Origin of the sequence: Rhodococcus sp. SB1D (assembly GCF_048573875.1) — a bacterium.
GTDB classification, from domain to species: Bacteria; Actinomycetota; Actinomycetes; order Mycobacteriales; family Mycobacteriaceae; genus Rhodococcus_F; species Rhodococcus_F qingshengii.
Genome location: NZ_JBMAIQ010000002.1, coordinates 1 through 26125 on the forward strand (window position 1 = coordinate 1; position 26125 = coordinate 26125).

General features: G+C 62.1%; 23 protein-coding genes. 7 read left to right on the plus strand and 16 right to left on the minus strand.

Annotated elements, in window-relative coordinates:
* Positions 1 to 173: 173 nt before the first annotated feature.
* The 4 genes from ACN50D_RS05455 to ACN50D_RS05470 form a co-directional block, all read right to left on the minus strand.
* On the minus strand, positions 174 to 602 hold the full coding sequence (locus tag ACN50D_RS05455) for a hypothetical protein (protein ID WP_225320164.1): 429 nt from the start codon (positions 600 to 602) through the stop codon (positions 174 to 176).
* Positions 603 to 623: 21 nt separating this feature from the next.
* Entirely contained in the window at positions 624 to 1292 is a 669-nt protein-coding gene (locus tag ACN50D_RS05460; protein ID WP_042447187.1) for a FadR/GntR family transcriptional regulator, read from the minus strand.
* Positions 1293 to 1394: 102 nt separating this feature from the next.
* Positions 1395 to 2600, minus strand: coding sequence for an MFS transporter (locus tag ACN50D_RS05465; RefSeq protein ID WP_042447245.1), 1206 nt, complete (start codon positions 2598 to 2600; stop codon positions 1395 to 1397).
* A gap of 122 nt (positions 2601 to 2722) precedes the next feature.
* Positions 2723 to 3694 carry a helix-turn-helix transcriptional regulator gene (locus ACN50D_RS05470; protein ID WP_211921055.1) on the minus strand — a complete coding sequence of 324 codons (972 nt, stop codon included), beginning with the start codon at positions 3692 to 3694 and terminating at the stop codon, positions 2723 to 2725.
* Between the two features lie 102 nt (positions 3695 to 3796).
* Here ACN50D_RS05470 and ACN50D_RS05475 point away from each other — a divergent pair, with 102 nt between their 5' ends.
* The gene (locus ACN50D_RS05475; RefSeq protein ID WP_193594857.1) at positions 3797 to 4264 is read left to right on the plus strand and encodes a VOC family protein; all 468 of its coding nucleotides are present in this window, start codon (positions 3797 to 3799) and stop codon (positions 4262 to 4264) included.
* 88 nt (positions 4265 to 4352) lie between these two features.
* Here ACN50D_RS05475 and ACN50D_RS05480 read toward each other — a convergent pair whose 3' ends face one another.
* From ACN50D_RS05480 to ACN50D_RS05530, 11 genes are all read right to left on the minus strand, one after another.
* Positions 4353 to 4886, minus strand: a complete 534-nt coding sequence (locus ACN50D_RS05480; RefSeq protein ID WP_099697114.1) for a GNAT family N-acetyltransferase — start codon at positions 4884 to 4886, stop codon at positions 4353 to 4355.
* Positions 4887 to 5649: 763 nt separating this feature from the next.
* Complete coding sequence (aztD, locus tag ACN50D_RS05485; protein ID WP_211921053.1) at positions 5650 to 6897, minus strand: zinc metallochaperone AztD; 1248 nt, start codon at positions 6895 to 6897, stop codon at positions 5650 to 5652.
* A gap of 62 nt (positions 6898 to 6959) precedes the next feature.
* Positions 6960 to 8204, minus strand: coding sequence for a benzoate/H(+) symporter BenE family transporter (locus ACN50D_RS05490; protein WP_054188474.1), 1245 nt, complete (start codon positions 8202 to 8204; stop codon positions 6960 to 6962).
* 4 nt (positions 8205 to 8208) lie between these two features.
* Positions 8209 to 10911: a helix-turn-helix transcriptional regulator gene (locus ACN50D_RS05495; protein WP_007729783.1), complete on the minus strand. Its 2703-nt coding sequence runs from the start codon at positions 10909 to 10911 to the stop codon at positions 8209 to 8211.
* Positions 10908 to 12293, minus strand: a complete 1386-nt coding sequence (locus tag ACN50D_RS05500; protein WP_054827003.1) for an MFS transporter — start codon at positions 12291 to 12293, stop codon at positions 10908 to 10910. Before ACN50D_RS05500 ends, ACN50D_RS05495 begins: the two co-directional genes overlap by 4 nt.
* A 44-nt stretch (positions 12294 to 12337) precedes the next feature.
* Positions 12338 to 13120: a 1,6-dihydroxycyclohexa-2,4-diene-1-carboxylate dehydrogenase gene (locus tag ACN50D_RS05505; protein ID WP_007729779.1), complete on the minus strand. Its 783-nt coding sequence runs from the start codon at positions 13118 to 13120 to the stop codon at positions 12338 to 12340.
* Positions 13117 to 14670 carry a benzoate 1,2-dioxygenase electron transfer component BenC gene (gene benC, locus ACN50D_RS05510; RefSeq protein WP_054827004.1) on the minus strand — a complete coding sequence of 518 codons (1554 nt, stop codon included), beginning with the start codon at positions 14668 to 14670 and terminating at the stop codon, positions 13117 to 13119. Before benC ends, ACN50D_RS05505 begins: the two co-directional genes overlap by 4 nt.
* 31 nt (positions 14671 to 14701) lie before the next feature.
* On the minus strand, positions 14702 to 15211 hold the full coding sequence (benB, locus tag ACN50D_RS05515; protein ID WP_003939939.1) for a benzoate 1,2-dioxygenase small subunit: 510 nt from the start codon (positions 15209 to 15211) through the stop codon (positions 14702 to 14704).
* An 11-nt stretch (positions 15212 to 15222) separates the two neighbouring features.
* The gene (gene benA / locus ACN50D_RS05520; protein ID WP_099697110.1) at positions 15223 to 16620 is read right to left on the minus strand and encodes a benzoate 1,2-dioxygenase large subunit; all 1398 of its coding nucleotides are present in this window, start codon (positions 16618 to 16620) and stop codon (positions 15223 to 15225) included.
* Between the two features lie 260 nt (positions 16621 to 16880).
* Positions 16881 to 18509 carry a 4-hydroxyphenylacetate 3-hydroxylase family protein gene (locus ACN50D_RS05525; RefSeq protein WP_003939685.1) on the minus strand — a complete coding sequence of 543 codons (1629 nt, stop codon included), beginning with the start codon at positions 18507 to 18509 and terminating at the stop codon, positions 16881 to 16883.
* An 11-nt stretch (positions 18510 to 18520) separates the two neighbouring features.
* Positions 18521 to 19090, minus strand: coding sequence for a flavin reductase family protein (locus tag ACN50D_RS05530; protein WP_007729773.1), 570 nt, complete (start codon positions 19088 to 19090; stop codon positions 18521 to 18523).
* A 273-nt stretch (positions 19091 to 19363) separates the two neighbouring features.
* Between ACN50D_RS05530 and ACN50D_RS05535 the strand changes: the two genes are divergently transcribed.
* A complete protein-coding gene (locus ACN50D_RS05535) occupies positions 19364 to 20302 on the plus strand; it encodes an AraC family transcriptional regulator (protein WP_058038297.1) in 939 nt (312 codons plus the stop codon).
* Here ACN50D_RS05535 and ACN50D_RS05540 read toward each other — a convergent pair.
* Positions 20299 to 21069: an IclR family transcriptional regulator gene (locus ACN50D_RS05540; RefSeq protein ID WP_211921051.1), complete on the minus strand. Its 771-nt coding sequence runs from the start codon at positions 21067 to 21069 to the stop codon at positions 20299 to 20301. The genes ACN50D_RS05535 and ACN50D_RS05540 overlap by 4 nt on opposite strands.
* Before the next feature lie 199 nt (positions 21070 to 21268).
* Here ACN50D_RS05540 and catA point away from each other — a divergent pair, with 199 nt between their 5' ends.
* The 5 genes from catA (at position 21269) to ACN50D_RS05565 (ending at position 26125) form a co-directional block, all read left to right on the plus strand.
* On the plus strand, positions 21269 to 22108 hold the full coding sequence (gene catA / locus ACN50D_RS05545; RefSeq protein WP_211921049.1) for a catechol 1,2-dioxygenase: 840 nt from the start codon (positions 21269 to 21271) through the stop codon (positions 22106 to 22108).
* Between the two features lie 29 nt (positions 22109 to 22137).
* Positions 22138 to 23259: a muconate/chloromuconate family cycloisomerase gene (locus ACN50D_RS05550; RefSeq protein ID WP_003940572.1), complete on the plus strand. Its 1122-nt coding sequence runs from the start codon at positions 22138 to 22140 to the stop codon at positions 23257 to 23259.
* A 13-nt stretch (positions 23260 to 23272) separates the two neighbouring features.
* A complete protein-coding gene (gene catC, locus ACN50D_RS05555) occupies positions 23273 to 23554 on the plus strand; it encodes a muconolactone Delta-isomerase (RefSeq protein WP_064112385.1) in 282 nt (93 codons plus the stop codon).
* Positions 23555 to 23560: 6 nt separating this feature from the next.
* Complete coding sequence (locus ACN50D_RS05560) at positions 23561 to 24508, plus strand: helix-turn-helix domain-containing protein (RefSeq protein WP_042447166.1); 948 nt, start codon at positions 23561 to 23563, stop codon at positions 24506 to 24508.
* A gap of 153 nt (positions 24509 to 24661) precedes the next feature.
* A complete protein-coding gene (locus ACN50D_RS05565; protein ID WP_054827007.1) occupies positions 24662 to 26125 on the plus strand; it encodes a benzaldehyde dehydrogenase in 1464 nt (487 codons plus the stop codon).

Below are 26125 nucleotides of genomic sequence, written 5' to 3' on the forward strand. Positions count from 1 at the left end.
AGCGGAGTTGTTGACCACGTCGGTGACGGCATCGTCGGTGATGTTGATCGTCATGAGAACCCCCCGTTCCACCTCCCATCATACTCGAACATACTTTCGAGTCAAGGGCTTTTTCGAGAAGGTGAGGTGGGCCCGGCCGTCGTGATTCTATTGTTCGAGAACAGGTTCCGTCGCTACTCGACTCGTTGGAGGAAGGGGCGAGGCCAGGCGCCGAGTGCGAGAACGGCGAGGATCGTCTGGACTAGTCCGGTGGTGAAGAAGATGCCCTGCAGCGGCGACCAGGCGAGAACGATGGCGATCTCGACGAAGATCCAGATCATCATGGTCAGGCCGGCGGCCGCGTGCAGGCCCCACGTCAGACGGAACCTGTTGTGCTGAGCGAAGAGCGCGGCGGCCTGGATGCCTCCGACGACAACGCCGAGGAGGATTCCGGGCCAGAAATATGAAGGGAAGACGGTTCCCTCGATCCACTCAGGAGGCAGGCCCATCCCGCCGCCGATCGTCAGGCCCGCCATTCCTACGAGCGCAGAGAGCAGGTTTAGCCACGCGATGGCGGACAGACCGATCCGGAGACCCCGTGGAGGGAGCGATGTGGACGTCATGCCTGACAACGATAGAGAGGGTCAGTCGAGCCCGTCCATGTTCCTGCGCGTTGCCGCACTGGCAGCGTCGGCATCACCCGCGACGATTGCTTCCACCAGATCTCGGTGGGCAGCGGCTTCGTCGTCGATGGATTGGGGGTTTCGTGCCGTGACGTCGGTGATCACGTCCAGGGCTGAGTTGCGGAGCGTTTCGATGAATGAATCGAACACCATCGACAACACGCTGTTGTGCGCAGCATTCACCACGGCGCGATGTAGTTCCATGTCAGCGTCGACAAATTCTGTTGGTGTCGAAGCATTTTCACGGGCTGCGAGTGCTGCCCGTAACAGGTCGACGTCGGCAGAGGTCCGACGCATGGCAGCCAGGCGGCCCGCTTCCACTTCCAGAAGTCGGCGTACTTCGTAGACTTCGCGGCGGTCCGAGCGTTTGAGTTCTCGCTCGAGTTCTGTGACCGGAGTCGAGGACATGACGTAGGTGCCGGACCCTTGATGCGAGTAGAGCTGGCCCGACGCAATCAGTGCGCGAACTGCCTCTCTGCCGGTCGAACGCCCGACTCCGAGGAGTGTGCTCAGATCCTGCTCGTTCGGGATTTTGGTCCCGACCGGCCACTCGCCGTCGCCGATGAGGCGCGCAAGTTCGTCCGCGGCTTTCTGTACCAGCGACTGCTGCTTGATCTGGCGCACTGCCATGTGACTGCTCCTGACTGACTCGGTGAACCGCAATGGAGCGGCTCACCGAGTAATACTTCATGTCCTCCGATGAATCTTCAGACTACGGGGCCGTCTTTCGGTTTATCGAAGGGCGATGACGTCCAGTTCGCGCTCCGTCTCGTCTTCCGGGTCGAGTCGTCGATCGCGCAAGGTGAATGCGATGACGGCGCCGACGAACAGCACTGCAGTTGTCGCCCCGATCGCCATGCGCGGTCCGAAGTGATCTGCCAGGTAGCCGAACAGCGGAGATGCGATGCCCCCCACGGACATCGCGAGTCCGAGCGTCACCCCACTTGCTGTGCCGGGGCGATTCGGTAGGTAGTCCTGCGCCAATGTCACCTGTGGCGCGAAGGGCAGGAACATAGCAAATCCGAGACAGACGATTCCCAATTCGGCAACTGCGACGTGCGGGGCGGCAGCGAGCAGTGCCAGTGAAGGTACCGCAAGCAGGTAGCCGAGTCGGATGGATGCGCGTCGACCACGACGGTCCGCGAGGACTCCTCCCAGTAGCGTTCCGGCCGCTCCTGCCAATGTGAAGGAGGACAACACGATTGCAGCGCTCGAGGACGATCCGTTCAGTGCGTTGAGCACGAACGGTGAGACCAACGACAGTGTGGTCACGTACGGAATTGACCAACAGACCGTTACCAGCACGAGTCGTGTGAACGAGCGCCAATCGTCTGACACGGGACCGTTCGCTGCCAGTTGCGCACTCAACGACTGGGCTGATTCGGCCGCACCCGTGTTGGCCGATCGCGACTGGGCGACCATCCACCAAATAGCCGCCACCACTGCAGGAACTGCGAGCAGATAGCCGCCGGACAAACCGAGTGAGCCAACCACGAGCGTGACAAACGGTGGCGCCAGCGAGGCGCCCAACGTACCGCCCACGGAGAACACGCTCATGGCTTTCTGTGAATGACCTCCAGCCGCGCGTGCCAAATTTGTGGCGGGAGGATGGTATGCGGCGATGCCGATGCCGGCCACGGCAATTGCCAGCCAAGTGACGATGTAGGTGGTGCTCATCGCTGCCACGACAATGCCTGCTGCGGCCGTCACAAAACCTGTGGGTACCAGCCAGTTTCGGCTCTTTCGATCGACCAGCATGCCGAATGCAGGTTGCACGACACTGGATAGTCCGGTCGCGGCGAGCGTGATTCCGGCGACCGCGGAATAGGAATATCCGCGTTCGAGCATCATGAACGGCAACAGTGCAGGCACAGCCCCCTGGTACAGATCGTTCACGACGTGTGTGCCGGTGAGAAATGCAACTTGCCCCTTCTTCATCTCCTTGGGCATCCCTTCGTTCAGGTCTTCAAGTCCTCAGGTCCTCTGAGGACTTGAAAGCTATCACGAACCCGCGGGCGCACGGTTGTGTTGGAGACCTGGATCTCATTCGAGACGACTGACTAACTCTCAGCAGTCGCGGCGTTGCGGGCGGCGAGTTGTGCGAAAGCGTGGGTAAGTTCTGCCGGGCCGACGACATCGATGTCGGTGTCGAATCGGTTGAAGGAGGCTGCCAGCGCCGTCCAAGACCATGATCCGGCTTCGAGAATGCACTGCTCGGGGCCAAGATCTTCGACGATGCCGTCCCCGACAAAGGGAAGAACATAACTGGCTGGTCGATGGAGAACGACCTTGCCGTGACACGGCCATTTGTTGATATGTTCCGATCCTTTGAAGCGCGCGGACACGTGTTCGCTGACGTCGCCGCCGGGGATTTCCTTCGGCGTGAACCGGGGACCGTTCGGGGTGCGTGGGGTGATGCGATCGGCGCGGAAGATTCGCCAGTCGTCTCGCGCGAGATCCCACGCGACGAGATACCAGCGACGCTTGGAGGTCACCAGGTGATGCGGCTCCACTCGGCGCGGGGGTGTTATTTCGCTGTTGTTTGAGTGGTCGTTCGAGTAATCGAAGCGGAACACCTCGCGACCGCGGACTGCAGCGGAAATCGCTACGAGCACCTCTGGGGACGCGGAGTCTGCGTCGCCGGAACCGGCCGAAATCGTGGTGAACGTGAGCGCGTCGAGGCGATGGCGCAGACGCGACGGCATCACTTGCCGCACAGTGGTCAACGCTCGAACCGCATCCTCTTCGATACCGACGCCGGTCAGCGTCGCCGCCTGCAGCGCAACTGCCAGTGCGATGACCTGATCGTCGTCGAACAGCAGGGGTGGCAGCTCGCTGCCGGCGTCGAGTCGGTATCCGCCGTCCGGGCCCATGGTCGCCGCAATGCGGTAACCCATCTCCCTGAGCCGGTCGATATCGCGGCGGACCGTGCGATGGCTGATGTCGAGCCGCTCGGCGAGTAGAGCGCCCGGCCAGTCGCGCCTCGTCTGCAAGAGGGACAGCAGATTCAAGAGTCGAGTGGTGGTCGCCATGCGGTGAGACTACGACGAGTCTAGGACGAAAACAGTCCTATACGGCTGTGAGAGTCGACGTTGTCAGGGAAAACCCGAGCGACGTTCGTACCAGGAGCAGACATGAGCATCAAGACAACGACCCACCTCAACTTCCGCGGAGACGCCCGCGCGGCTCTGGAGTTATACCAGTCCGTCTTCGGTGGCCAGGTCACGATCGCAACCTACGGCGACTTCGGGATGCCCAAGGAGGTGCCCGGCGCTGAGAACGTCGTGTTCGGCCAGGTGGAGACAGAGGACGGCTTCTGTGTGATGGCATACGACATCCCTGGACAGTCGGGCGGCTCGGCCGGCAACGCAGGCTCGACACACCGCGAGAACGGCACCACGATCACCGACCAACCGTTCTTCGTCTCGGTTCGCGGTGAAACCCTCGAAGAGGTGCAGAACTACTGGGCCAAACTCTCTGCTGGTGCATCGATCATCGAGGGTCTTGCCGCCGCGGCGTGGAGCCCCGGTTTCGGCATGCTTACCGATGCGTTCGGGGTGACGTGGATCCTCGACGTCGCTGCCGGCGAAAACCCGGCCTAGCTACTCCCCGTGCTGCGGCGCGCGTTCCGAGTCACCGCGTCGCAGCACCTTCGTCATTGCGGCATCGAGTCCTGTGTCGCCGAGGCAGTCACAGTGCCTTTGTCGTGAACAGCAGGTCCCCGTGGATTTCGTGAGGCTCCGCATGGTCGGTCGCCACGAATACGAGTTTTTCCAGCACACGGCGAGAAGCGCCGTTCCAGTCACGGACCGTGGCCCACAGACGTCGATAGCCTGATGCCTGCGCCCATTGGATTACCGCCCATGAGGCCTCAGTCGCATATCCCTGACGCCATGCCCTACGGAGAAATTCGAATGCCAGTTCAGGCTCTCCGTCAGGTCCGTGCTCAGTCTCGATCAGGCCGCAGTAGCCGATGACGTCATGGGATCCTTTACGCTCCACCGCCAGTAGACCGGGTTGGTGTGAGCGACTGCGAATCTGGTCCTCGATGTCTCCGATGGAGGGTCGACCATCGGAATCGATCCGACGATGCGGTGGGACACGAGGATCGCGCTCACCCCAGAGCTCCCGCAAGACAACGGCATCGGGCACACGGAACGGCCGGAGAAGCAGTCGGTCGGTCTCTAGCGAATTCTCCCGTTCGGACTGTGAAAGGGCGTCCATGTCATGGACTCTATCGGTGCGGATCACCTGCGGGCCGCGACGTACCAAATCGCGATGATCAACAAGGTTGCGGCCGAGGAGTATGCGAGGAAACCTCCCATATCGAGCCAGTTGGCCTCCCCGAACGGGCCCGGCTGTATCGGTGACGTCTCGACTGCGCGACTGCCTCGCCGTGAAAGGTGGATCCACCACACCACAGAGTTGCCGAGGCCCCATGTCAGCAGTAGCCATCGGAGCGCCCTGTCGGCAGAGGGACGGTCATAGCTGCTTTGGCGCATGATCGAGTGTCCACCCTCCGGTAGGAAAACCACGCGTTTTCGGTTATTGCAGATTCGGCGGTCGACTCCGTGGACCTCGACCGTCACGGACCGAGGTCCGACCCCGGACACGACGAAGCCGCCGGACACCTGCAGGTGTCCAGCGGCTCCAGCGCGTCGGTGCCCGTCTTGCGCCTCTCGGCAAGCGGCCACTCGAAGTGGCAATTCTGGGGTGGTACCCGGGGCAAAGAACCGAACACCGACACCATCTCCAACGAACCTCCACACGGAGTTATTCCATGCTGACTTGTGCCGCGGTCAATCGTGGTCCTGCTCATTGCTCAGCTCCAGCAGAGCTGGCGACAACGGCTTCGATTCTCTGATGCGCGCGTCGTAGCACCTCGAGGATTGCCTGGGTATGAGATTCCCTGGTCAGTAGGCGAAGCACGAGAACGGCTCAGGCCCTCATCTCGGTGTGAGATGGGGGCCTGAGGTGAGGATCTGAATCAGCCGGTGACACCGGTCAATTCGTTCGGGGCGTGATCGAGAGTGGTCTCGGTCAGGATGCTGCCGTCCTCGAGGTCGACTGCGATCAGCTTCTTCGACGCTGGGTCGGTGACGTAAGCGGTGTGATCTTCTACGAAGAGCGCGGGCCTGGGCTCTTGCCATTTGGTGGGCTCGGTCCATGCGTCTATGACGGCGATCTTCTTGGTGACGACGCCGGTGTTCGGGTCGATGACGTGGATGGCGCCGTCGGTGCCGAGCACCAGTGCCTCTCCGTGCGGTCCGCGGCCGAGTGAGCGGAAGGTGTAGCTGGTGCCGAGGTCGACGAGCTTGAGTTCGGACGTCGTCGTGTTGGTCAGCGAGACCCGTTGCGGACGTTCGAGTTCGGCGTCCTTGTCGGTCTTGTAATCACCCAGCACGATGTCCGACTCCTCCGAGCCTGCCTGATTTCCGATGCGGCCGTATGCATCCGGACTCTGGACCTTGGTGATCGCTCCGTTCTTGTACACGAGCAACCCGTCCTGGCAGCCCAGCACGATGGCTTCGCCGGCAGCGACTGCTTCGCCGTGGACACCGGGGCACTGTTCGTTGCGCAGGAATTCCTTGCGGTCGGCATCGAGGATGGCAATGCCGTTGCGGGACTCCGAATTTCCGATGGTCGTCAACAGGCTGCCGTCGGCAAGTGCGACCGCAACGCCGTGATGGGGTTCTGGCGTGGTGTACGTCTCGACGCGGGGTTGGCGTTTTGCCAACTGCGCCGGATCGAAGATCTCGACGAGTCCCGAGCCGTCGTTGAAGAGAACGGTTTTTCCGGCATGGCGTACAACGTGTCCGGGTTCGTTGGCTGCGAACTCGACCTCGGACATCGCGGGATCGGCTGTGTAGTAATGAGAATGATCACCGTGAGCCGAAGACCACGTGCCGGTGTCGAGCACCTTGAATGCTTCGCCGGCAGAGATCATGACGTGGCGACCGTCGCCGGCCGGGTTGAGTCGGGTGAAGCCGTCGATCTCGGTCTCGCCGACCACGTCGAGGGAAGTTGCATCCAGCACCAGGACGCCGCCGTCGTACGACACGGCGAGACGTGGTGTTGCCGAGGCCTGTTCGGTTGGTGCGGCCGACGTCGTGGTCGTGGTTTCGGACTGGGCGGAGTCCTTGTTGTCGGACGAGCAACCCGTAACGAGGGCGAGTGAGAGGCCTACTGATGTGGCAAGGGTGAGGCGCCGCGACATGCGGGTGTTGAGGTGCATGGGTATAGATCTACTGCTTAATGTAAATGATTGTCAAAGTCGAGTATGCGAATATTCGCATGTCAGGTGTAGTCGGCTCGCTCGAGCATGCGCGAGGCGATGACCCCGAAGACGAGTCCCCAGAAAGCGGCTCCGATATTGAGTAGTTCGATGTCGGAGATCGTCACGAGGAACGCGATCAAAGCGCCGAAGGTGAATTTCCCGCCGAATGCGGTCACGAAGGCTCCCTGTAAGGCCTTGAGCATGGCCAGACCACCCAGAGTGACGATGAATGCCGTCGGAGTTCCCAACATCATCGCGACGAAAGTCGGGGCGAACAGTCCGAAGACGACGGCGAGTAAGCCGCAGAAGATTCCGGCGGTGTATTGGCGTGTCCGCTCTCCCGACGCCGTGAGCAATGCGTTCGTCGGCCCGGTAAGGCACGTCGAGACACAACCCACCGCCGCGTTCACGAGAGAGAACACACCGCAGGCAACCGTTGCTGCCCCGATCGGCGGTTGATGACCCGCTGCGCGGAGGACTGCGATTCCTTGGCCGTTCTGCACGACGACGACTGTGATCGCCAGCGGTACAACCAGTTCGATCATCGCCTGCCAAGACCAGGTTGGCGTGGTCAGCATCGGATGCGCCAGCCACTCGTGCGCGTCGCCGGCGGAGTTGAATCTTCCGGCCGCGAGTATCACGACCACGCCGACGATCAACGCGCCGAGAACGGGCGGAACGAATCTTCCCAGCTTGGCGAACACGCTCAGAGCGACAAAGGTGGCGATCATCGGCAGGGCGATCACCGCGTCGTGGGCGGGCGCTTCGACCAAATCCGTTCCGAAATGAAGGAAAACGCCTGCCACCATTGCCATTACGATGGGCAAGGGTAATGCGGCCATGATCGGTGTGACCCACCCTGTCAATCCCAACAGCAAGATCAGGGCGCCGGTCGCGAAGAACGCTCCGAGCACTTGCTCCCACGGCAGATGCTCCAACGACGCTCCGACGACAACGGTTCCGGGAATCGTCCAGAAGAAGGCCAGCGGCTGCCGGTACAGCCAGGAAGCCGTGATGGTGAGAATGCCGTTGACGAAGAAGGCACCGAAAAGCCAAGAGGCCAATTGGGCTTGACTCAGTCCACCCGCCAACCCCGCAGCGAGAATGACCGCCACCGGCCCGGTGGCCGAGAAGACGATGCCGATGATTCCGTTGGCAATGGACGTTCCGCCGAAGTCGCGCAAGACCCGCTTCGGGCCGTAGAGCGGTTGGGGGAGTGGCTCGGTGACGACGCGAACGGGCGCGGTCGTCGTAGTGTCCGGCATGTTCTCAGTTCTCCTGATGCGGATCCGAAAGCCCTCGGTCGCGGAACAAAGCCGCGAGTTCGCTCCGTGATCGCAGTCCGAGTTTCGCGTACGCGCGCGTGAGGTGATATTGAATGGTCTTGACGGAGAGGAACAATTCGCCGGCAGCTTCCTTGTTGGACTTGCCCGCTGCGACAAGGTCGGCGACGGCTCGTTCTTGCGGGGTCAGGTCGGTGATTCCCTTCTCCGTCCGCGAGAGGTTCAACCCGCCCGCGCGGAGTTCGCGCTCGCAGCGCTCGACGTAAGTAGCGGCGCCCAACGAGTGATACAGCTCGCGGGCGGCGCGGAGGACGACGTCGGCCTCCGCGCGTTTCCCGGCCCGGCGGAGAGTTTGGCCGTAGGCAAAATTGATTCGGGCTCGGTCGTAGGGGAGCGGCAGCGTCTCGATGCCGAGTAGTGCAGCATCGAAACTTTCTCTTGCCAAGTCGAGTTCGCCCCGTGCGCCGTGGATCCGGCCGCGAACGTAGCCGAGACGTGCCGCAGCTGAGCGGTGCTCCCGACGTCGTGCGGTCTGCTCGTGTGGTTGCAGAAAGGCGTCGGCATCATCAGCTCGCCCGACCATGACCAATGCATTGGCGTAGAGATCGACCCACGGCCAGAAGCCCGGCTCGTCGAGCCATTGTTGCGCCTTGCTCGAGGTGAGCGGAGCCAGCGCCACCAGAACTTCGGCGTAGTCGGCGGCGGCCTCGGCAACCTGGGCCCTGGCGAGAAGTGCAGGAACATACATGATTTCGTAGGCGTGAATGCCGGCGTACGCACGTCGCACATGGTCACGGGCCAGTTCCCAGTTGCCGCGCAGAGCGTGAATCTGTGCTCCCGACCAGTGGACCAACGGCCGGATGATCTCGATCTCGAACCGATCCACCTCGGCACCGGCGCCCTCGACGGTCGAGAGCGCTTCGTCCCAGGCGCCGAGAGCGAATTGAGTGCGGGCGAGCCAGGCCTGTGCCCACAGTGAGATTCTTGCCGAACCACTGGAAAACTCTGTGGACACCGCGCTTTCGAGGTCGCGTCTGGCGGACTCCGGGTGGTCCAACGCAAGCTCGAGCCATCCGCGTCCCATCTGGAAGCGCTGTGCTTGGGCTCCGGGGCGGACACGATCGGAGAGTTCGGCGTATGCCGCGAGCGCATTCTCGGTTCTTCCGGTAGCACCGAGCCCGAGACCCTTGATCGCTTCGGACTCCACTGCTGCGGGATCAGAAGGGCCCACCAATTCGACTGCGCGGTCAACCCACTCGACGAGCGCCGTGCCATCGAGCCGAGCCAGAGAATGCAGGACCATTCGTTGGGCGATCATCGCAGCGATGCCTGGCTCACGATCCACGCTGCAGCTGTCCCACGCTCTGGTCAGAAGATCGGCGGCCTCGGTCGGTCGCCCTCTATGGATGGCGAGGTAGCCGAGGACGGCGTCGCGGAGAGGCCCGCGCGAAATACTCTCGATCTCCGGCACGAAGACCATGGCGCGGGGGATGTCACCCGATCCGGTCAGCGCGTCGACTCCGCGGAGCAGTCGGTCCTCGTGTTCGGTTCGGGCCGTGGTGAGACGGCTTGCCGTGACCATGGCGTCGGCGACTTCCGACCACGCGCCGTCGGATGCTCGTAGTGATGCGTACGCAACGAGTTCGGCGGCGAGGTCCTCGTCATGGGTGGTGCTGGCAGCGGCAAGGTGGAAAAGCCGTTCACCTTCTCCCCAAGCGATCTCGGCTGCGCGTGTGTGCAGCAGATGCAAGTGCGCGGGTCCCAACGCCCCGCGCACTGCGGCCGTGACCATCGTGCTGCTCAGTGACACCTCGGTGCTGCCGTGCTGCTCGTGGACAGAAAGGAGGCCGCTGGCGAAGGCGCTGTCCAAGGCGCCGACCACGTCGTCGATTTCGGCCAGCTGAGCAAGATGCGACAACGTCGTGCTGCGCCCGACAACTGCTGCGGCTTCGATCAACGTTCGTGCTCCCGCCGAACACGTAGCGAGGGCGGCGGCGATCGATACTGCACGATGGCGAGGGACGGGCAAAGTTCGGTGCCACTGGGTCCAATAGGTAGGTGGCAGCTCGTCGAGAAGCGAGACGATGTCGAGTGTGTTGCCCGCGGTGAAGTCCTGAAGGGCAAGCGCGACGCCGGAGCTGAGGTCGATTCCGCTTCGCATGCGCGCGATGTCGATGATGACGGGTGCGTCGATCGGGCTGATGTGCAATCGCGTCGACCAGTGCAGGTCGAGAATCTGCCTGACATCCTCGCGCAGGAACGGCGTTTCCTCGGCGACGAGGACGAACAGCAGTGGTGCCGTTCGGCCTCGATGGAGGGCGGAGGTGATTGCCTGAAGCGAGCTGACATCGCTGTGATGGGCATCGTCGACGACGATCAGGGTCAGTTGCTCCGCTGCGTCAACGATCTCGTGTGCAACGGCGACCGGGTCCGAGTTGGAAACCGGACGTTCGAGTAGTTGATCGATCACTCCGAAGGCAGTGTTCGATTCCCACTCCAGCCCACGAGCGCGGCGGAGCGTATGAGCGGAAGAGATTTCGGCGAACCGGTCGACGAGAGTGGACTTACCGCTACCGGCATCGCCCTCGACCAGCACGAGAGTCGGCACTCCTGTCTCTGCCGCGGCCAAGGCTCGGCCGAGAACGGCGAGCTCGCGTTCTCGGCCGAGCAACAGGTCACGAAGTGTCACCCGACTACCGTAACGCCGGGCTCACCACGGGTTTCCTTTTCGGCACGGTCTCCATCGGATCGAAGTGCAGTGGCACCCAGGTCGGGTGCTTGCTTCGGCACGAAGAAGGTGACGATGGCGCCCAGCACCGCGATGCCGGCGAAGACGTAGAACGCCGATTCGGAACTGATTCCGGCGCTGATCAAACTTCCGCCGATCAGTGGCCCGAATATCCCGCCCAGACGTCCGAATCCGGCGCACCACGCGACACCTGCAGCCCGAGCGGCCGTCGAATAGTAGTTGGACACGAATCCGTAGATCAGAACCTGAGTACCGATGGTTCCGACACCCGCGATGGCAACGGAGGCGAGGAGTACGGGAAGCGGGAACCCGAATGTGAACAGGAGCAGGGCGAGTGCGGCCAGGCCGAAGGTGGTTGCGACAACCCGCTGTGGACCGGTGACGTCCGCGATCTTGGAGGCGAGAAGTCCACCGATGATGGCACCGCCGTTGAGTACCAACAGGAACGAGAGCGAACCCTTCGCGTTGTATCCCGCGTTTTCCATGATCTTGGGCAGCCAGGTGTTCAGTCCGTAGGTCAGGAGGAGGCCGGCGAAGCTCATGAGGCCGAGAAGCGCGGTGCCCCAGACATATTGTCTGCTCGCCAACGCTCGGAAGCCGACCTTCTCAGCTACGGCGTCGTTGGGTCGATCTGTACCGGCAGGCAATGGAATTCCGGTTTTCGAGGAAATGGCGCGAGCTTCGTCGACACGTCCGCGAGCAATCAGCCACGCGGGAGACTCGGGCAGTTTGAACCAGGCGAGTGGGAACAGGAACACCAATGGCAGGGCGCCGACGAGGAACAGTCCGCGCCATCCGATGGAATCACGGAGAACGATCGCCAGGACGGAAGCCATGACGCCACCGGCCGGGACACCGCTGTAGACGATGGCGTTGAACAGATTGCGGCGTCCCGGCGGCGCGAACTCGGCAATCATGGCTCCGGCGGTGGCGACAAGCCCACCGACTCCGATGCCGGTGAAGAACCGCAGCAGACCGAAGGTGGTGATGCTGGTGGCGAACGCTGCCAGTGCCATTCCGACCGAGAACCAGATGATGTTGACCAGCATCATCTTTCGGCGACCGAAGTGATCGCCGATAGCTCCACACGTCAGTGCGCCGACCATCACTCCGACGAGTGCATACGAACCCAACGCGCCGGCCTGAGATGCGGTCAAGGTGCCGATATGGCTGGGGTCGTCCATGAGTACGGGCAGGATCGTGCCGTACACGACCAGGTCGTATCCGTCGAACAGAATGGCAATGGCGGCGATGGTGACCACCCACAACACTGACGAGCGATGGCGGGCACTGGCCCAGGAACCACGTTCGATCGAGGACATGGCGAATCTCCGTTCGAGAGATCAGGAATCGGGGGAGGCTGGATTCAGCCGAGGTCGCCACCGGCGACGGGCAGAACCGTTCCGGTGACATACGAAGCCTCTTCGGAGGCAAGGAAAGTGATAGCAGCAGCCTGTTCGTCCAGGGTGCCGTAACGCTTGAGTAGCGACGAGTCGACGGTCTGGTCGACGATCTGCTGGTACCAGGCCTTCTCCTCGTCGGTCTCGGCACCCGGCCCGCGTGCCACGACGCGTGGTGGCGCCTCGGTTCCGCCGGGAGCGGTTGCCACGACGCGTATTCCGTACTGTGCGACTTCCATCGCCAGTGCAGCGGTGATCGCGCTGACCCCGCCCTTGGCCGCCGCGTAAGGAACACGGTTGACACCGCGGGTGGCGACGGAGGAGACGTTGACGATGGTGCCGCTCGCCTGCTCGATCAGATGAGGCAGTACGGCGCGACACGTCCAGAGCGTGGGGAACAGTGATCGTGTGACCTCGGCTTGTATCTGCTGCGGCGTGTAGTGCTCGTAGGGTTTGGCCCAGATGGTCCCACCGACGTTGTTGATCAGGACGTCGATGCGTCCGAAGCGCTCCAATGCGGAATCTATTGCATTCTGGGCACCTTCGAACGTCTCGAGGTCCGCGGTCACCGAATGGGAACGCTCCAGCGGTGTCGCGATGTCGTGAACCAGTTCAGCTCGATCCACAAGCGCGACGGAACCACCTTCTGCGGAAACTCTTTCGGCAACGCTGCGCCCGATCCCCTGAGCCGCTCCGGTGACGACCACGACCCGGTCGTCGAACCGGCCGGCGAAGAATCTCGTGCTCACGACGCCACACTTTCCCGAGCGTCAGTGATGGCGCGGTGCATCGTCGACTTGGCGTGTTCGCTGTGCTGGACGATCAGATCACGGGCCGCGGCGCGATCATTCTGCTCGAATGCACTCACGATACGTGAGTGATCCTCCGCGACATGTTCGTCCACCCAATCGGCGGTGCGGAGCACTCGGTTCATCAGTTGTGTGACCTCGAGACGGTGGTATGCCTGCAGCAGCACTTCGTTTCCGGTGCAGCGGAAGAGGAAGTCGTGGAACAGGGCATTGGTTTCGGTGAATGCCGCTGCGTCCGTGAAGTGATCGCGGTCGATGGAAGCAGCCGAGTTCTCCGCCAGAATGCGGTACTCCGTCAACTGTGCTGGAGTGAGGCGGCCGATCGTGAGTTCCATTGCTCCGAGTTCGAGTGCCATCCGAGCGTCGAACTGTGCGTCCGACTCCGCGACCGGCAGATGTTCTTCACCGATCTCGTACGGGCCGGCAGCTGATTCTTCGGCCGAGGCTGCCGGTGAATCAGCCGGTGCTGCCGCATTGTTGAACTTTTCGAAGTAGAAGTTCGTGGGTGTGATCGATACGTCCTTGAAGTGCAGACGTACGGCTTCGACCATCGGCGGCGGGCCGCACAGGTAGACGTCTACGTTGCCGTCGTCGAGGTGATCGGGCTCGATCAAGCCCGTGACATAGCCCTTGTTCGGTGCTGTGCTGTCGGGATCGGATACGCAGTAGTCGAAGGTGAACTGGGGTAGAGACTCCGCGTAGTCGTGCAGTTTGTCGAGTTCGACGAGATCGGTGTCGGAGCTGACGCCGTAGACCAGATGGACGGGCCGAGTGGAGCTTTCGGTACGCATCTTCTCCAGTATGGAGAGCAGCGGGGCCAAGCCAGTTCCGCCGGCAAGCAGTAGGGCTCTCCGTTGACCTGACCGGAGGAAGAAGCTACCCATCGGTCCGGTCAATTCGAGAGTGTCGCCTACCTGCGCGCGCTGACTGAGATACTCGGACATCAGACCACCCGGGGTGATCTTGACCAGGAACGACGCCGACTCGACCTCAGGGCCGGAGCTGAACGAGTACGACCGCGTCGCTTCGGTTCCGGGAACGAGGATGTTCACGTACTGACCGGGGAGGAAGACCAGATCTGCGCGGTTGTCGACTGCGACGGTGAAACCCACCGTGGAATCCGAATGGCGAATGATCTCGGTGATGGTGGACGTGTACGAACCGGCAGTGGTCTTGGCGACCGCCGACGTGGTGGGAATCTGCAGCACGAGATCAGATTCCGGCACCATCTGGCACGGAAGGCAGTATCCCTGCTCGGCCTCGTCGTCCGTCAGGGCCTCCTCGATGTAGTCGCCGGCATCGAAAGTACCTGATTCACAGAGTGATTTGCAGGTGCCACATGCTCCGTCGCGGCAGTCGAGCGGAATGTTGATTCGTGCGCGGTACGACGCGTCCGCGACGGTCTCGTCGGTGTTGCATTCGACGAAGCGGGTGATGCCGTCTTCGAAACTCAGGGCTACTTGAAAGGTCGGCGCAGCTTGAATGCTCATGGGAAACAGCTCGATTCGAAGGGAAGTCGTGTCAGAAGTGGTAGATGTCGACCACGTGATGGATGTAGTCGTTCTTGAGGACTACCTTCTTCTTCATGATCAACGGCTGCTCGCCCGAGAAGTCGATCGTGTAGTGCGAGGTGCCGAAGTAGGTGTCGACTGTGTTGTAGCGGAAGTACAGCGTGAACCAATTGAAGCGGACGTCGACGACGAAGCCGCGTTCTTCGATCACTTCCACGTTGGTGATGTTGTGACCGGTGCGGGGCTCGGGAAGGCTTGTCGCGCTGGAACGGTCAGTCCTGATTCGGAACACGCGGTCCTCGATACCGCCGCGATTCGGGTAGTAGATCAGGGAGATCTCTGCGGCCGGGTCCGTGGTCAGCTCGCCGTCGTCCGCCCATGCGGGCATCCAGTACTCGGAATCGGGGTGGTAGCACTCGATCCACTTCTCGAACTCGCGATCGTCCAGATAGCGAGCCTCACGGTAGAGAAACTGCTGCACTGTTTCGAGGGCGACGGCATTGGTGGTGGTGACAGTCATGGTGATCGTCCTCAGATGGTCCGGTTGGAAGCGGCTTGCTCGGCATCTACGGCCGCAAGCATGGCGTCGCGCCAGTATCCGTGCTGAATGGGATACAAGCCTTCGTCCTCGGTCTTGGCTCCGCTCGAGAGCACACGATTCATGCCGAGATCCTTCGCGACGTCGTTCGGACCGGGAATCTGGTGTGTGACGCCACGGCTGAGGTCGTTCCACGGGGCGCCGGTTGCCTGGTAGGTCTTCTGGCAGGAACGGAACTCTTCGAGATCGTCCGGGGTGGCCATACCGCTGGCATTGAAGAAGTCCTCGTACTGACGGATGCGGTTGCTGCGCGCTTCGGCGCTCTCTCCCTTGGGCGCGATGCAGTAGATGGTGACTTCGGTCTGGTCCACGGAGATCGGACGGAAGTGCCGGATCTGGCTGCTGAACTGATCCATGAGGTAGACGTTCGGATACAGGCAGAGGTTTCTCGACGCACCGACCATGAATTCGGCCTTCTTGGAACCGAACTGAGCTTCCAGCTCCGCCTTGCGTTCGAACAGGGGACGGTCCTCGGGATTGCCCCACCACATCCAGAGCAGGAGGTGGCCGTAGTCGTACGAGAAGTACCCACCGCCCTGCTTCCCCCAGGTGCCGGCGTCCATGGCTTTGGTCTCGTTGGACGATTCACCGGCGGTGCGGCGAGCGGTGGTAGCGGCGTAGTTCCAGTGCGTCGAAGACACGTGGTAGCCGTCGGCACCGTTCTCGGTCTGCAACTTCCAGTTGCCGTCGTAGGTGTAGGTGGAAGCACCGCGCAGAACTTCGAGTCCGTCAGGTGACTGATCGACGATCATGTCGATGACCTTCGTGGTGTCACCGAGGTGCTCTTCGAGTGGCAGCACGTCGGGGTTGAGGCTGCCGAAGAGGAAGCCGCGATAGTTCTCGAACCGCGCCACCCTGGTCAGGTCGTGTGAGCCGTCTTGGTTGAACTGCTCCGGATAGCCACCGGTGCGAGCGTCCTTTGCCTTGAGGAGTTTTCCGCTGTTGTTGAAGGTCCAGCCGTGGAACGGGCAGGTGAAGGTGGTTCGGTTGTCGGTCTTACGGCGACAGAGCATCGCACCGCGGTGGCTGCATGCGTTGATCAGCGCACCCAATTCGCCGTCCTTGTTGCGGGTGATCACGATGGGCTGACGGCCCATGTAGGTGGTGAAGTAGTCGCCGACGTTCGGGATCTGGCTCTCGTGCGCGAGGTAGATCCAATTGCCTTCGAAGATGTGCGTCATCTCGAGTTCGAACAGTTGCTCGTCCGTGAAGACGCTGCGCCGCACCTGGTAGCGGCCGGTCTCCGGGTCCTCGACGAGCGCGTCGTCGAGGACGGCGCGGATGTTCGCGAACTGGTCGGTGCCGCGGGCAGCATCCAACATATCCGTCATGGGTGTCCTCCAGATAAGAGTGGGCGCCTACCGAGAAAGCCGAGGGCTGTCGGACCAAATCGGTGGGACCCGCTTTCCGGACGGGGCTGCGTCCGGTACTGAATTCACCTTGACATCGTGTGTCTCGGGTCACACTAGGCAATTGCCTAGTCCTGACCAAGGGTGCAGTGTTCGTCGAATTCTGCTGATGGGCCATGCCTGCTGAAGACGACGAGCAGGGCGGACTCGACATCGCGAGTCCGCCCTACCTGCCGAGGGGATTACCGGTTCTTGAAGAACGAGACGTCGTCGTTGCCGATGAGGTCAGGGACCGTCCAGCCGTCGAGGTCGTATTCACTCAAGCACTGCTCGGCCAGTCCCTTCATGGAACTTGCGTGTCCACGATTCTGGGCTGCGAACAGCAGTTCGGCTTTGACGTTCTCGTGATTGCCGGAGTAGTTGCGCTCGTAGAGTTCGTGTCGGCCGCCGAACTCGGTCCCGATCGAATCCCACAGCGCCTTCATGACTTTCACGCGGTCGACGGCGGTGATGCCGTCGGAACCGCGAACGTACTTGTCGAGGTACGGACGCACGTCCGGGCTCTTGAAGTCGAGTGAACTCGAAGGCAGGTAGATCAAGCCCGACGCGACGTCCTGTTCGATGATCTCCTTGATCCGCGGGTACCCCTGGATCATGAACATTCGATAGGTGAGGCCGTACTCGAGCTTCGGGATCACCGAATCGCCGACCCACTGTTCGGGATCGCGTGCCATCGATTCGGTCAACGACCAGAAGAGGTTTCGCCACCCGATCACCTCACCGACACGGGTCTGGACTCCGCGGAAGCCGCCGGCGCCGGTGGCTTCGAGTGCCTTCATCAACAGTCCGGCGATGAAGTCGAGCTTGACGGCCAGGCGAGTGCAGCCCTGAAAGGTGAAGCGCGGCAGGAAGCCTGATTGAGGGAAGAATGCGTTGATCCGGTCGACGTCGCCGTACATGAAGACGTTTTCCCACGGAACCAACACCTTGTCGAAGACGAAGATGGTGTCGTTCTCGTCCATGCGACTCGACAGCGGATAATCGAACGGACTGCCCATCACCGCAGCATGTTCGGTGTACGAGGTGCGGCAGATCAGCTTCACACCCGGCGCGTCCATCGGTACCGTGCAGATCAGGGCGAACTGCTTCTTCTTGATCGGCAGACCGTAGTGAGCGATGAAGTTGTAGTTCGTGATCGCCGATCCGGTGGCGACCACTTTGGCGCCGCTGACGATCAAACCTGCGTCGGTTTCCTTCTCCACCTTCATGAAGACGTCACCGACCTCGTCCGGTGGAAGTTGGCGATCCACCGGGGGATTGATGATCGCGTGGTTCCAGTACAGAACTTTCTCCTGCGATTCGCGGTACCAGCGTTCGGCGTTGTCCTGGAACGGTGCGTACAACTCCTTGTTGGCGTGGAGGGTGCCCAGGAAACTCGCCTTGTAGTCGGGGGAACGGCCCATCCAGCCGTAGGTCATACGAGCCCACGTCGCTATGGCATCGCGTTCCTTGAGCAGATCGGCCGACGACGTCGGAGTGCGGAAGAACGGCATGGTGACACCGCCGTTGCCCGTGTCCGTCGGAACGGTCAAGGCGTCCACGTGCTCGCCCGTATGCAGAGCGTCGTACAGCCTCGCGGTCATGCGGATCGGATTCCGGAACGCGGGGTGTGTCGTGACGTCCTTGACGCGATCACCGTGAAGCCAGATCTCGCGGCCGTCCTGCAGGCTCGAGATGTACTCGTCACCGGTCATCGGTCGGGTGGCGAAGTTCTTCGTGCGGTTGGCTTCGCAATCGGCGGCCGGATTGACCTGTGGCGCTCCGGAATCTGCGGGATCGACGCCGGTGGGAGGAATTTCGGTGGTCGTCATGGCAAAGCCTTTCAGATCGTTTGGGGTGCGGGCTGAAGATGAATCGGGGTGAACGAAGTGGTGGCGTCGAACCAGCCGCTGTGGGGGTCGTCCTGACTTCCGTTCCAGACTGTGGTCGACGAGGTAGCGCCTAGATCGTGAAAAGTGCTTCGGTAGAACAGAAGCGGATCCTTGCCACTCGACTGAGCGTCGACGATCTCGCCGATGAAGATGATGTGGTCACCGCCGTCGTACTCCCTCCACGGGACGCACGAGATGGTTGCTGCGGCGCCGTCGAGCAGGGGAGCGGTCGGTCCGTCGATCCACCTCGGTTCGGTGCGCTGCGGTCGGCCGGCAAAATGCATGGCCGTGTCCACTTGGTCGGAGGCAAGGATGTTGACCGCAAACGGCGCGTTGCCGAGGTAGCCGCACGCCTTGGACTTGCGAGTCATCGTGATCTGGCACAGCCGTGGTTCCAGGGAAATGGCCGTGAATGCGGTGACGGTGGCTCCGTGTGGTTGACCGTCGGCATTGGTACAGGTGATGACGGTGACGCCGCTCGCGAATTGACCGAAGATTCCTCGAAGCTGATTTTGTTCCATGACCGGACCTCCTTGTCGGATGGCGGGTGAGTGAGAGTGCCGCGAAGTGCGGGAGGGAAGTAGTGGGCGACTAGCGCCGGGAGTGAAGACGAACGTACGGCGGGCGCAGGCTTCGGTCGATCCGTACAGCGCGGTGGCTATCCGGATTGCGCACCCGATCGCGGCCCGTACCCGTTTTCTCTTGGAAGTGACCGGGGACACAGTGTTCAATGATGTTCAGCGCCCTTGCTCGGCAATGTGGCTGGTCACGGGTTTGGAAGGTGAAGAAGGACGATGGTCGACTCCATGATCGGTACAGCTCCCCGCGACTGGGACGAGGCGTGTCATGCGGTTTCGGACGCCTACTTTCCGCACTCGCTGACGCCGTTGTCTCGGCATGCGGCCAGTGGAGTCGGGGTGTGCACCACCGAGTTGGGACCGCTGAGGATCGCTCATATTCGGTGGGGAGCTGACGTCGCCGTCGAATCCGATCATCCCGGTGCCTATGGGGTGAACATCCCGCTCTCGGGCGAGCTCGAGTCGGTGTTCGCGGGCTCGCACGTGCTCTCGACGCAGGGTGTTGCGACGGTATGTCCACCCGACATCACGACGAGAATTACGCGGTGGAGTGCGGACTGCGAGATCGTCGGAGTCCGGATGGACCGTCAGTACCTCGACCGTGAGATGGAAAAGGTTCTCGGTCGACCCGGAATGCACTTGCCTGATCAGGTGGATCTTCGGGGCGACGACGGAGCCAGATGGCTGAAATTTGTTCGCTCACTGTCGGATCAGATACTCGGCCCGGTCGGCGTGCTGCACAACGAACTGGTGGCAGGTCAGCTCTCCGGCGCCGTGGTCACGGCATTCGTCCTTGCCGCAATGCCCGAAAGCGAGGACGCGGTGCGAAACGCCAGGCCACGCATCGTCAAGCGGGTGCTCGACGAGATGCACGACGACCCGGCCCGCGTGTGGACCGCAGCCGAGATGGCGGAGGTGGCGGGCGTCAGCGTACGGAGATTGCAGGAGGGATTTCGGCAGTATGTGGGCCGGAGTCCGTCGGAATGCCTGCTCGACATCCGTCTCGAGCGGGTCCATGCAGATCTGGTGGATGCCGACGACGCGACGACGGTCACCGATGTCGCTGTGAGATGGGGTTTCACGCACACCGGACGGTTCGCGTCGTCCTTTCGGCGTAAGTACGGATTGCTGCCTTCCGAGGTGTTGAGGCGCTAGCTTCGGTACCCCATGTCCGCGCTGAGTTGGTTCGCCTTCTCGACGAGGAAAGGCGCGACGTCGGCGCGGAAAGCTTCCGGGGATGTTCGTCCGGCCGAGGTCGAACACGCTGTCACTCCGACGACGCTTCCACCGGCGTCGCGGATGGGAGCAGCGAGGGAAATCAGGCCGTCTTCCAGTTCCTCCGATGTGAGCGCGTATCCCTGCTCGCGCACCACCCGGAGGGCGGTATGGAATGCGCCTTCGTCGGTGATCGTGGTGGGTGTGAGGGCGTCGAACGTGGAGTTCGCGATGACGTTGTCGACGATTTCGGTTGGCGCCCAAGCTAGCAGGGCTCGACCCATGGAGGTGGCATATGCAGGCACTCGGGTGCCGACGCTGACGTTGATGCTCATGATCCGCCGGACGGGTACACGCGCGGCGTAGACCACGTCGACACCGTCGAGCACCCCGAGCGACGCCGACTCGTGGGTGTGTTCTGCGATCTCCAACAGACGAGGGAGCGCCGCCTCTGTCAAAGCATGTGATGCCGAGAAGTGCTGCCCGATACTCAGAACGCGTGGGGTGAGCGACCACCGACTGTTGTTGCCGGTGACGTATCCGAGCTTCTGCAGCGTGAGGAGGATGCGCCGGACCGCGGGGCGGGAGAGACCCGTTTCGGCGGCAAGATCGGCGAGCGACGGGTTGGGGTTCTTCTCGTCGAAGGCCGTCAGCACAGCAAATCCACGCTCGATGCTCTGGATGTAATCGCGATCGTTCTCGCTCACGGAATGGCCTTTCATCTGCGGGTATGCCCGATCGACGCCTTCGAAGGTTGACAAACCTTGTGACTGGGCGCACAGTACAAGCGTACGCACAGCGTAACAGATGTACGCAGAGCGTACAACCCAAACTTGGGGAGCCGACGCAGCCCAGCAGTACGGCACCCACCCGGTAACAGCCACATACGGCCCCGAGGAGGACCACATGACCACTTCCGAGAGCCCCACCGCAGTAGGTTCGGGTACTGCCGCCACCGACAAGTTCCTCCAGGAACGAGTCAGCGCGGACACCCCGCCCGAACGCGTCTCGGCCATCGCCAAGGACGTGCTCGAGGCACTCGCAGGCGTCATCGACAAGCACGGCATCACCTACCCCGAGTACCGCGTCCTCAAGCAGTGGCTCATCGACATCGGCCAGTTCGGCGAGTGGCCCCTGTGGCTGGACGTCTTCCTCGAGCACAACGTCGAGGAGGTCGCGTACCGCGGCCAGCACGGCACCAAGGGAAGCATCGAGGGCCCGTACTACGTTGCCGATGCCAAGACGTTGCCTGCCAAGTGTGAACTTCCGATGCGTGACAACGAGGTTGGAGCGAAGCTGGTCTTCGAGGGCCAGGTTCGCGATCTCGACGGCAAGGGGTTGGGAGGTGCAACCGTCGAACTCTGGCACGCGGACGACGAAGGCTACTACTCCCATTTCGCGCCGCACATCCCCGACGGCAACCTCCGCGGAACGATCGTCGCCGACGACGAGGGACGCTTCGAGATCACCACGATTCAGCCTGCGCCGTACCAGATCCCGACCGACGGCCCCACCGGCTGGTTCATCGAGAAGGCCGGCTGGCACCCGTGGCGTCCGGCTCACCTGCACCTCATGGTGAAGGCTCCCGGTAAGCGCACCATCACCACCCAGCTCTATTTCAAGGATGGAGAGTGGATCGAGAACGACGTGGCAACGGCGACGAAGCCCGAACTGATTCTCGATCCGAAGCCAGGTGCCGACGGAACCAACCGGGTCACATACGACTTCGTGCTCGATCCGGCCTGATCCACAACTGCTCTGAAGAAAGTGATTTGATGACAGACCTGTCGATCGTCTCCATCGAGACGACCATCCTCGACGTTCCGCTGGTTCGCCCCCACAAGTTCGCCACCACGTCGATGACGGCGCAGCCGTTGTTGCTGGTCGCGATTCGCACCTCCGACGGGGTGATCGGATACGGCGAAGGAGTCGTTCCGGGCGGGCCGTGGTGGGGTGGCGAATCGGTGGAGACGATGCAGGTCATCATCGAGAAGTACATCGCACCGGTGGTGGTCGGCAGGCGCGTGGATCACATCACCGCGATCATGGCCGACATCGAAAAAGTTGTTGCCAATGCACGATTCGCGAAGGCGGCCGTCGACGTGGCGTTGCACGACGCCTGGGCGCGTAGCCTGGGAGTCCCCGTGCACACGCTCCTCGGCGGGGCTTTCCGCGAGAGTGTCGACGTCACGTGGGCACTGGGTGCTGCGCCGGCGGACGAGATCATCGAGGAAGCTCACGAAAAGCTCGAATCCCGGCTCAATTTCAGCTTCAAACTCAAGATGGGAGCACTCGATCCAGCAGTCGACGTTGCGCGCATCGTCAACATCGCGCAGGCGCTGGACGGCCACGCCGGAGTCCGTGTCGACGTCAACGCACGGTGGGATCGCTTCACTGCCCTGCGGTACTTGCCACAACTCGCCGAGGGTGGAGTCGAACTGATCGAACAACCCACTCCGGCAGACCAAATCGAGGTCCTCGCCGAACTCAGTAGGCTTCTACCGATTCCGATCATGGCCGACGAGAGTGTGCAGACCCCACACGACGCTCTGGAAATCGCCCGCCGGAGCGCCGCCGATGTCATCGCCCTCAAGACCACCAAATGTGGTGGCCTCCAGCGCAGCCGCGACATCGTCGCGATTGCCAAGGCAGCAGGTATCGCGTGCCACGGTGCGACGTCCATCGAAGGCCCGATCGGCACCGCCGCTTCGTTGCACTTCGCGTGCGCCGAGCCCGGAATCAACTTCGGAACAGAGCTTTTCGGCCCACTGCTCTTCAGTGAAGAGTTGCTTCAGGAACCCCTGAAGTATTCCGAGGGTCAGTTGCACCTCCCCGCCGGACCTGGCCTGGGAGTCGAACTGAACATGGACGCCGTCAAGACCTGGACCAGGAACTAGAGGATAGAAGAACATGGCACTCTTTCACGTTCGGATGGACGTCGATATTCCGCGCGACCTGGATCCGGAAGCACGCGCCGATACCGTCGCAACGGAGAAGGCGTACTCGCAAGACCTTCAGCGACAGGGAAAGTGGGTGCATCTGTGGCGAATTGTGGGACAGTTCAGCAACATCAGCATCTTCGATGTCGAGTCGGCTGACGAACTCCATGAGATTCTCTGGAACCTGCCCCTGTTCCCGTACATGACCATCGAGGTCATGCCGTTGACGCAGCACGGATCTTCGATCAAGTAGCCCGCCATGTCTGCCGTGTCTGCCACGCCTGCGAGCCTGCCGGAATCTGTGCAGCAGTGGCACTGCGAGATGTCGGAGACCTTCGGTGGCCTGTGCCCCGAGAGTTCCGTCGATGCCGCGCCTGTCGGTACGGTCAGCGGCGTAAGTCTCGGGGACGTAGGCGCTTTCGACATCTCCGGTTCACCGCAGATACTGCGGCGGAGCGCACGCGCAGCAAAGCGACACGGTAGTGATCTGCTCAAGATCTGCACGGTCCGAACCGGGAGCGCGATACTGCGCCAATCGGACCGCGAGTTGACGGCCCCGCCCGGCGCGATGATTCTCTACGACGTCGAGCATTCGTACGCGCTGCGTTTCGACGGTCACTGGTCGTGCACCGTCATGACCCTACCGCGCAGTGCGGTGAGTCTGACCGAGCGAGAACTGAATTGCGCGCTCGAGCGCACCCACGACGGTCGGCGTGGGTCCGGTGCATTGCTGGAAAATTTCATCTCGGGCGCTGTTGCATCCCAGGTCGACGGCAGCGCAGCCGGGCTTCTCGGAGATGCTGGAGTCAATCTCGCTTCGGCAGTTCTGATGCAAGGATCTGCGCCCGCGACACCCGGACGTTCGACGCGAGAGGAGATCTTGCGATATGCGCTTCGGAATCTCGACTCACCAGACCTCTCGGTCGCGTCGATCGCCGGTGCGTTGCACCTGTCGCCGCGAACCGTTCAGCGTCACTTCGGTGACGGGGATCTGACCCTCAGTGCGCTGATTCGCCGCGAACGGTTGATCCGCGTACGCCGCGATCTCACCGACGTCTCACTGCGGGGTCATTCGATCTCCATCCTGGCCGCACGATGGTGTTTCCATGACGCACCAGCGTTTTCGCGTGCATTCAAAGCGGAATTCGGTGCGGCGCCGTCGGAAGTACGTAACTCGCCTGATCCGAACGCCCGCGAACGTCACTGATCTGTCGCATCCGAACAACAAACGTGTCCGATCACGACAACTGGGAGCCCGAATACCGGGGCAGAGTGTGTTCCAGATCGCTTTTCAGGCTCGCGAAGAGCTCAGGTCCACGAACAGCGAGGACCGCAGCGAAAGCTACGAATCGAGGAACGCATGACGAATCTGCTCGCTCATCAGCAATGGCACGGAAAGATTTTCGACGGCCAATGGATCGACGGAGGCGGTGACACCGTCGAGTCGCTCGAACCGGCTACCGGCGAGGTGCTCGGTGTGATCGGCACGGCGACTGCTGCGGATATCGATCGAGCGGCACACATCGCGTCGGCCGCGCAGCCGGCGTGGGCGGCGACGATCGGGCAGGCTCGCGCTTCGGTGATCCGTAAGGCAGCGCAGATTTTGGAAGCCGAGCGAGCCGAGGTGGAGCGCTGGTTGATCCGTGAAGGTGGTTCCGTACCAGGGAAAGCCGCATTCGAAGTTGATCTTGTCATCGCCGAACTGTGGGAAGCCTCGGCGCTGCCGACACAGCCGTTCGGGCACCTTCTGCCCGCCAGCCAAGAGGGGCGCACGAGCATCGGTCGCCGGGTGCCCCTGGGTGTGGTCGGCGTGATCAGCCCGTGGAATTTCCCGCTTCTCCTCGCCATGCGCGCTGTCGCCCCCGCCTTGGCGCTCGGAAATGGCGTCGTTCTCAAGCCGGATGTTCAAACCGCGATCAGCGGGGGTGCGGTCATCGCGGAATTGTTCACGTCCGCAGGTCTTCCCGAAGGCCTCCTGCATGTGCTCGCCGGTGACGCGGCACCTGGTCAGGCATTGTGCGAGAGCCCGAGCATCGCGATGGTGTCCTTCACGGGTTCGACCGCCGTCGGCCGTCAGGTCGGGGCAACTGCCGGTCGCACGCTCAAGCGTGTCTCGCTGGAACTGGGTGGGAACAATGCGCTGATCGTCCTCGACGACGCAGACCTGGATGCCGCGAGCTCGGCGGGTGCGTGGGGTTCGTTCCTGCATCAGGGGCAGGTCTGCATGACCGCAGGCCGCCACATCGTGTTGGAATCGGTCGCCGATCAGTACCTGGACCTGCTGGCCAAGCGCGCAGCGGTCCTGCCGGTCGGGGATCCCAATACAGGCGACGTCGCTCTCGGACCGCTCATCAACGCGCGGCAGATTGCGAACGTCGATCGAATCGTCCAGGGCACCAAGGCGGCCGGCGCCGAAATCCGCGCCGGTGGAACATACGAAGGGCTCTTCTATCAGCCGACCGTCCTGGCCGGAGTCACCTCGGACATGCCCGCGTTCCGTGAAGAAATCTTCGGGCCCGTGGCGCCCGTCGTGATCGTCAAGGACGAAGACGAGGCAGTCAGGACGGCCAATGACAGCGAATACGGTCTGGTTGCTGCCATTCAAACACGATCGGTTGAACGCGGCGAGCGGATCGCGGACCGACTGCGTACCGGCATCGTGCACATCAACGATCAGACTTTGAACAACGATGCCTATGCACCATTCGGTGGCACGGGTGCCTCCGGAAACGGCGCGAGATTCGGAACTCAAAGCAGTTGGGACGAATTCACCACCTGGCAGTGGCGAACCAGCCGGCCAGCGGCGCAGACCTTCCCCTTCTGA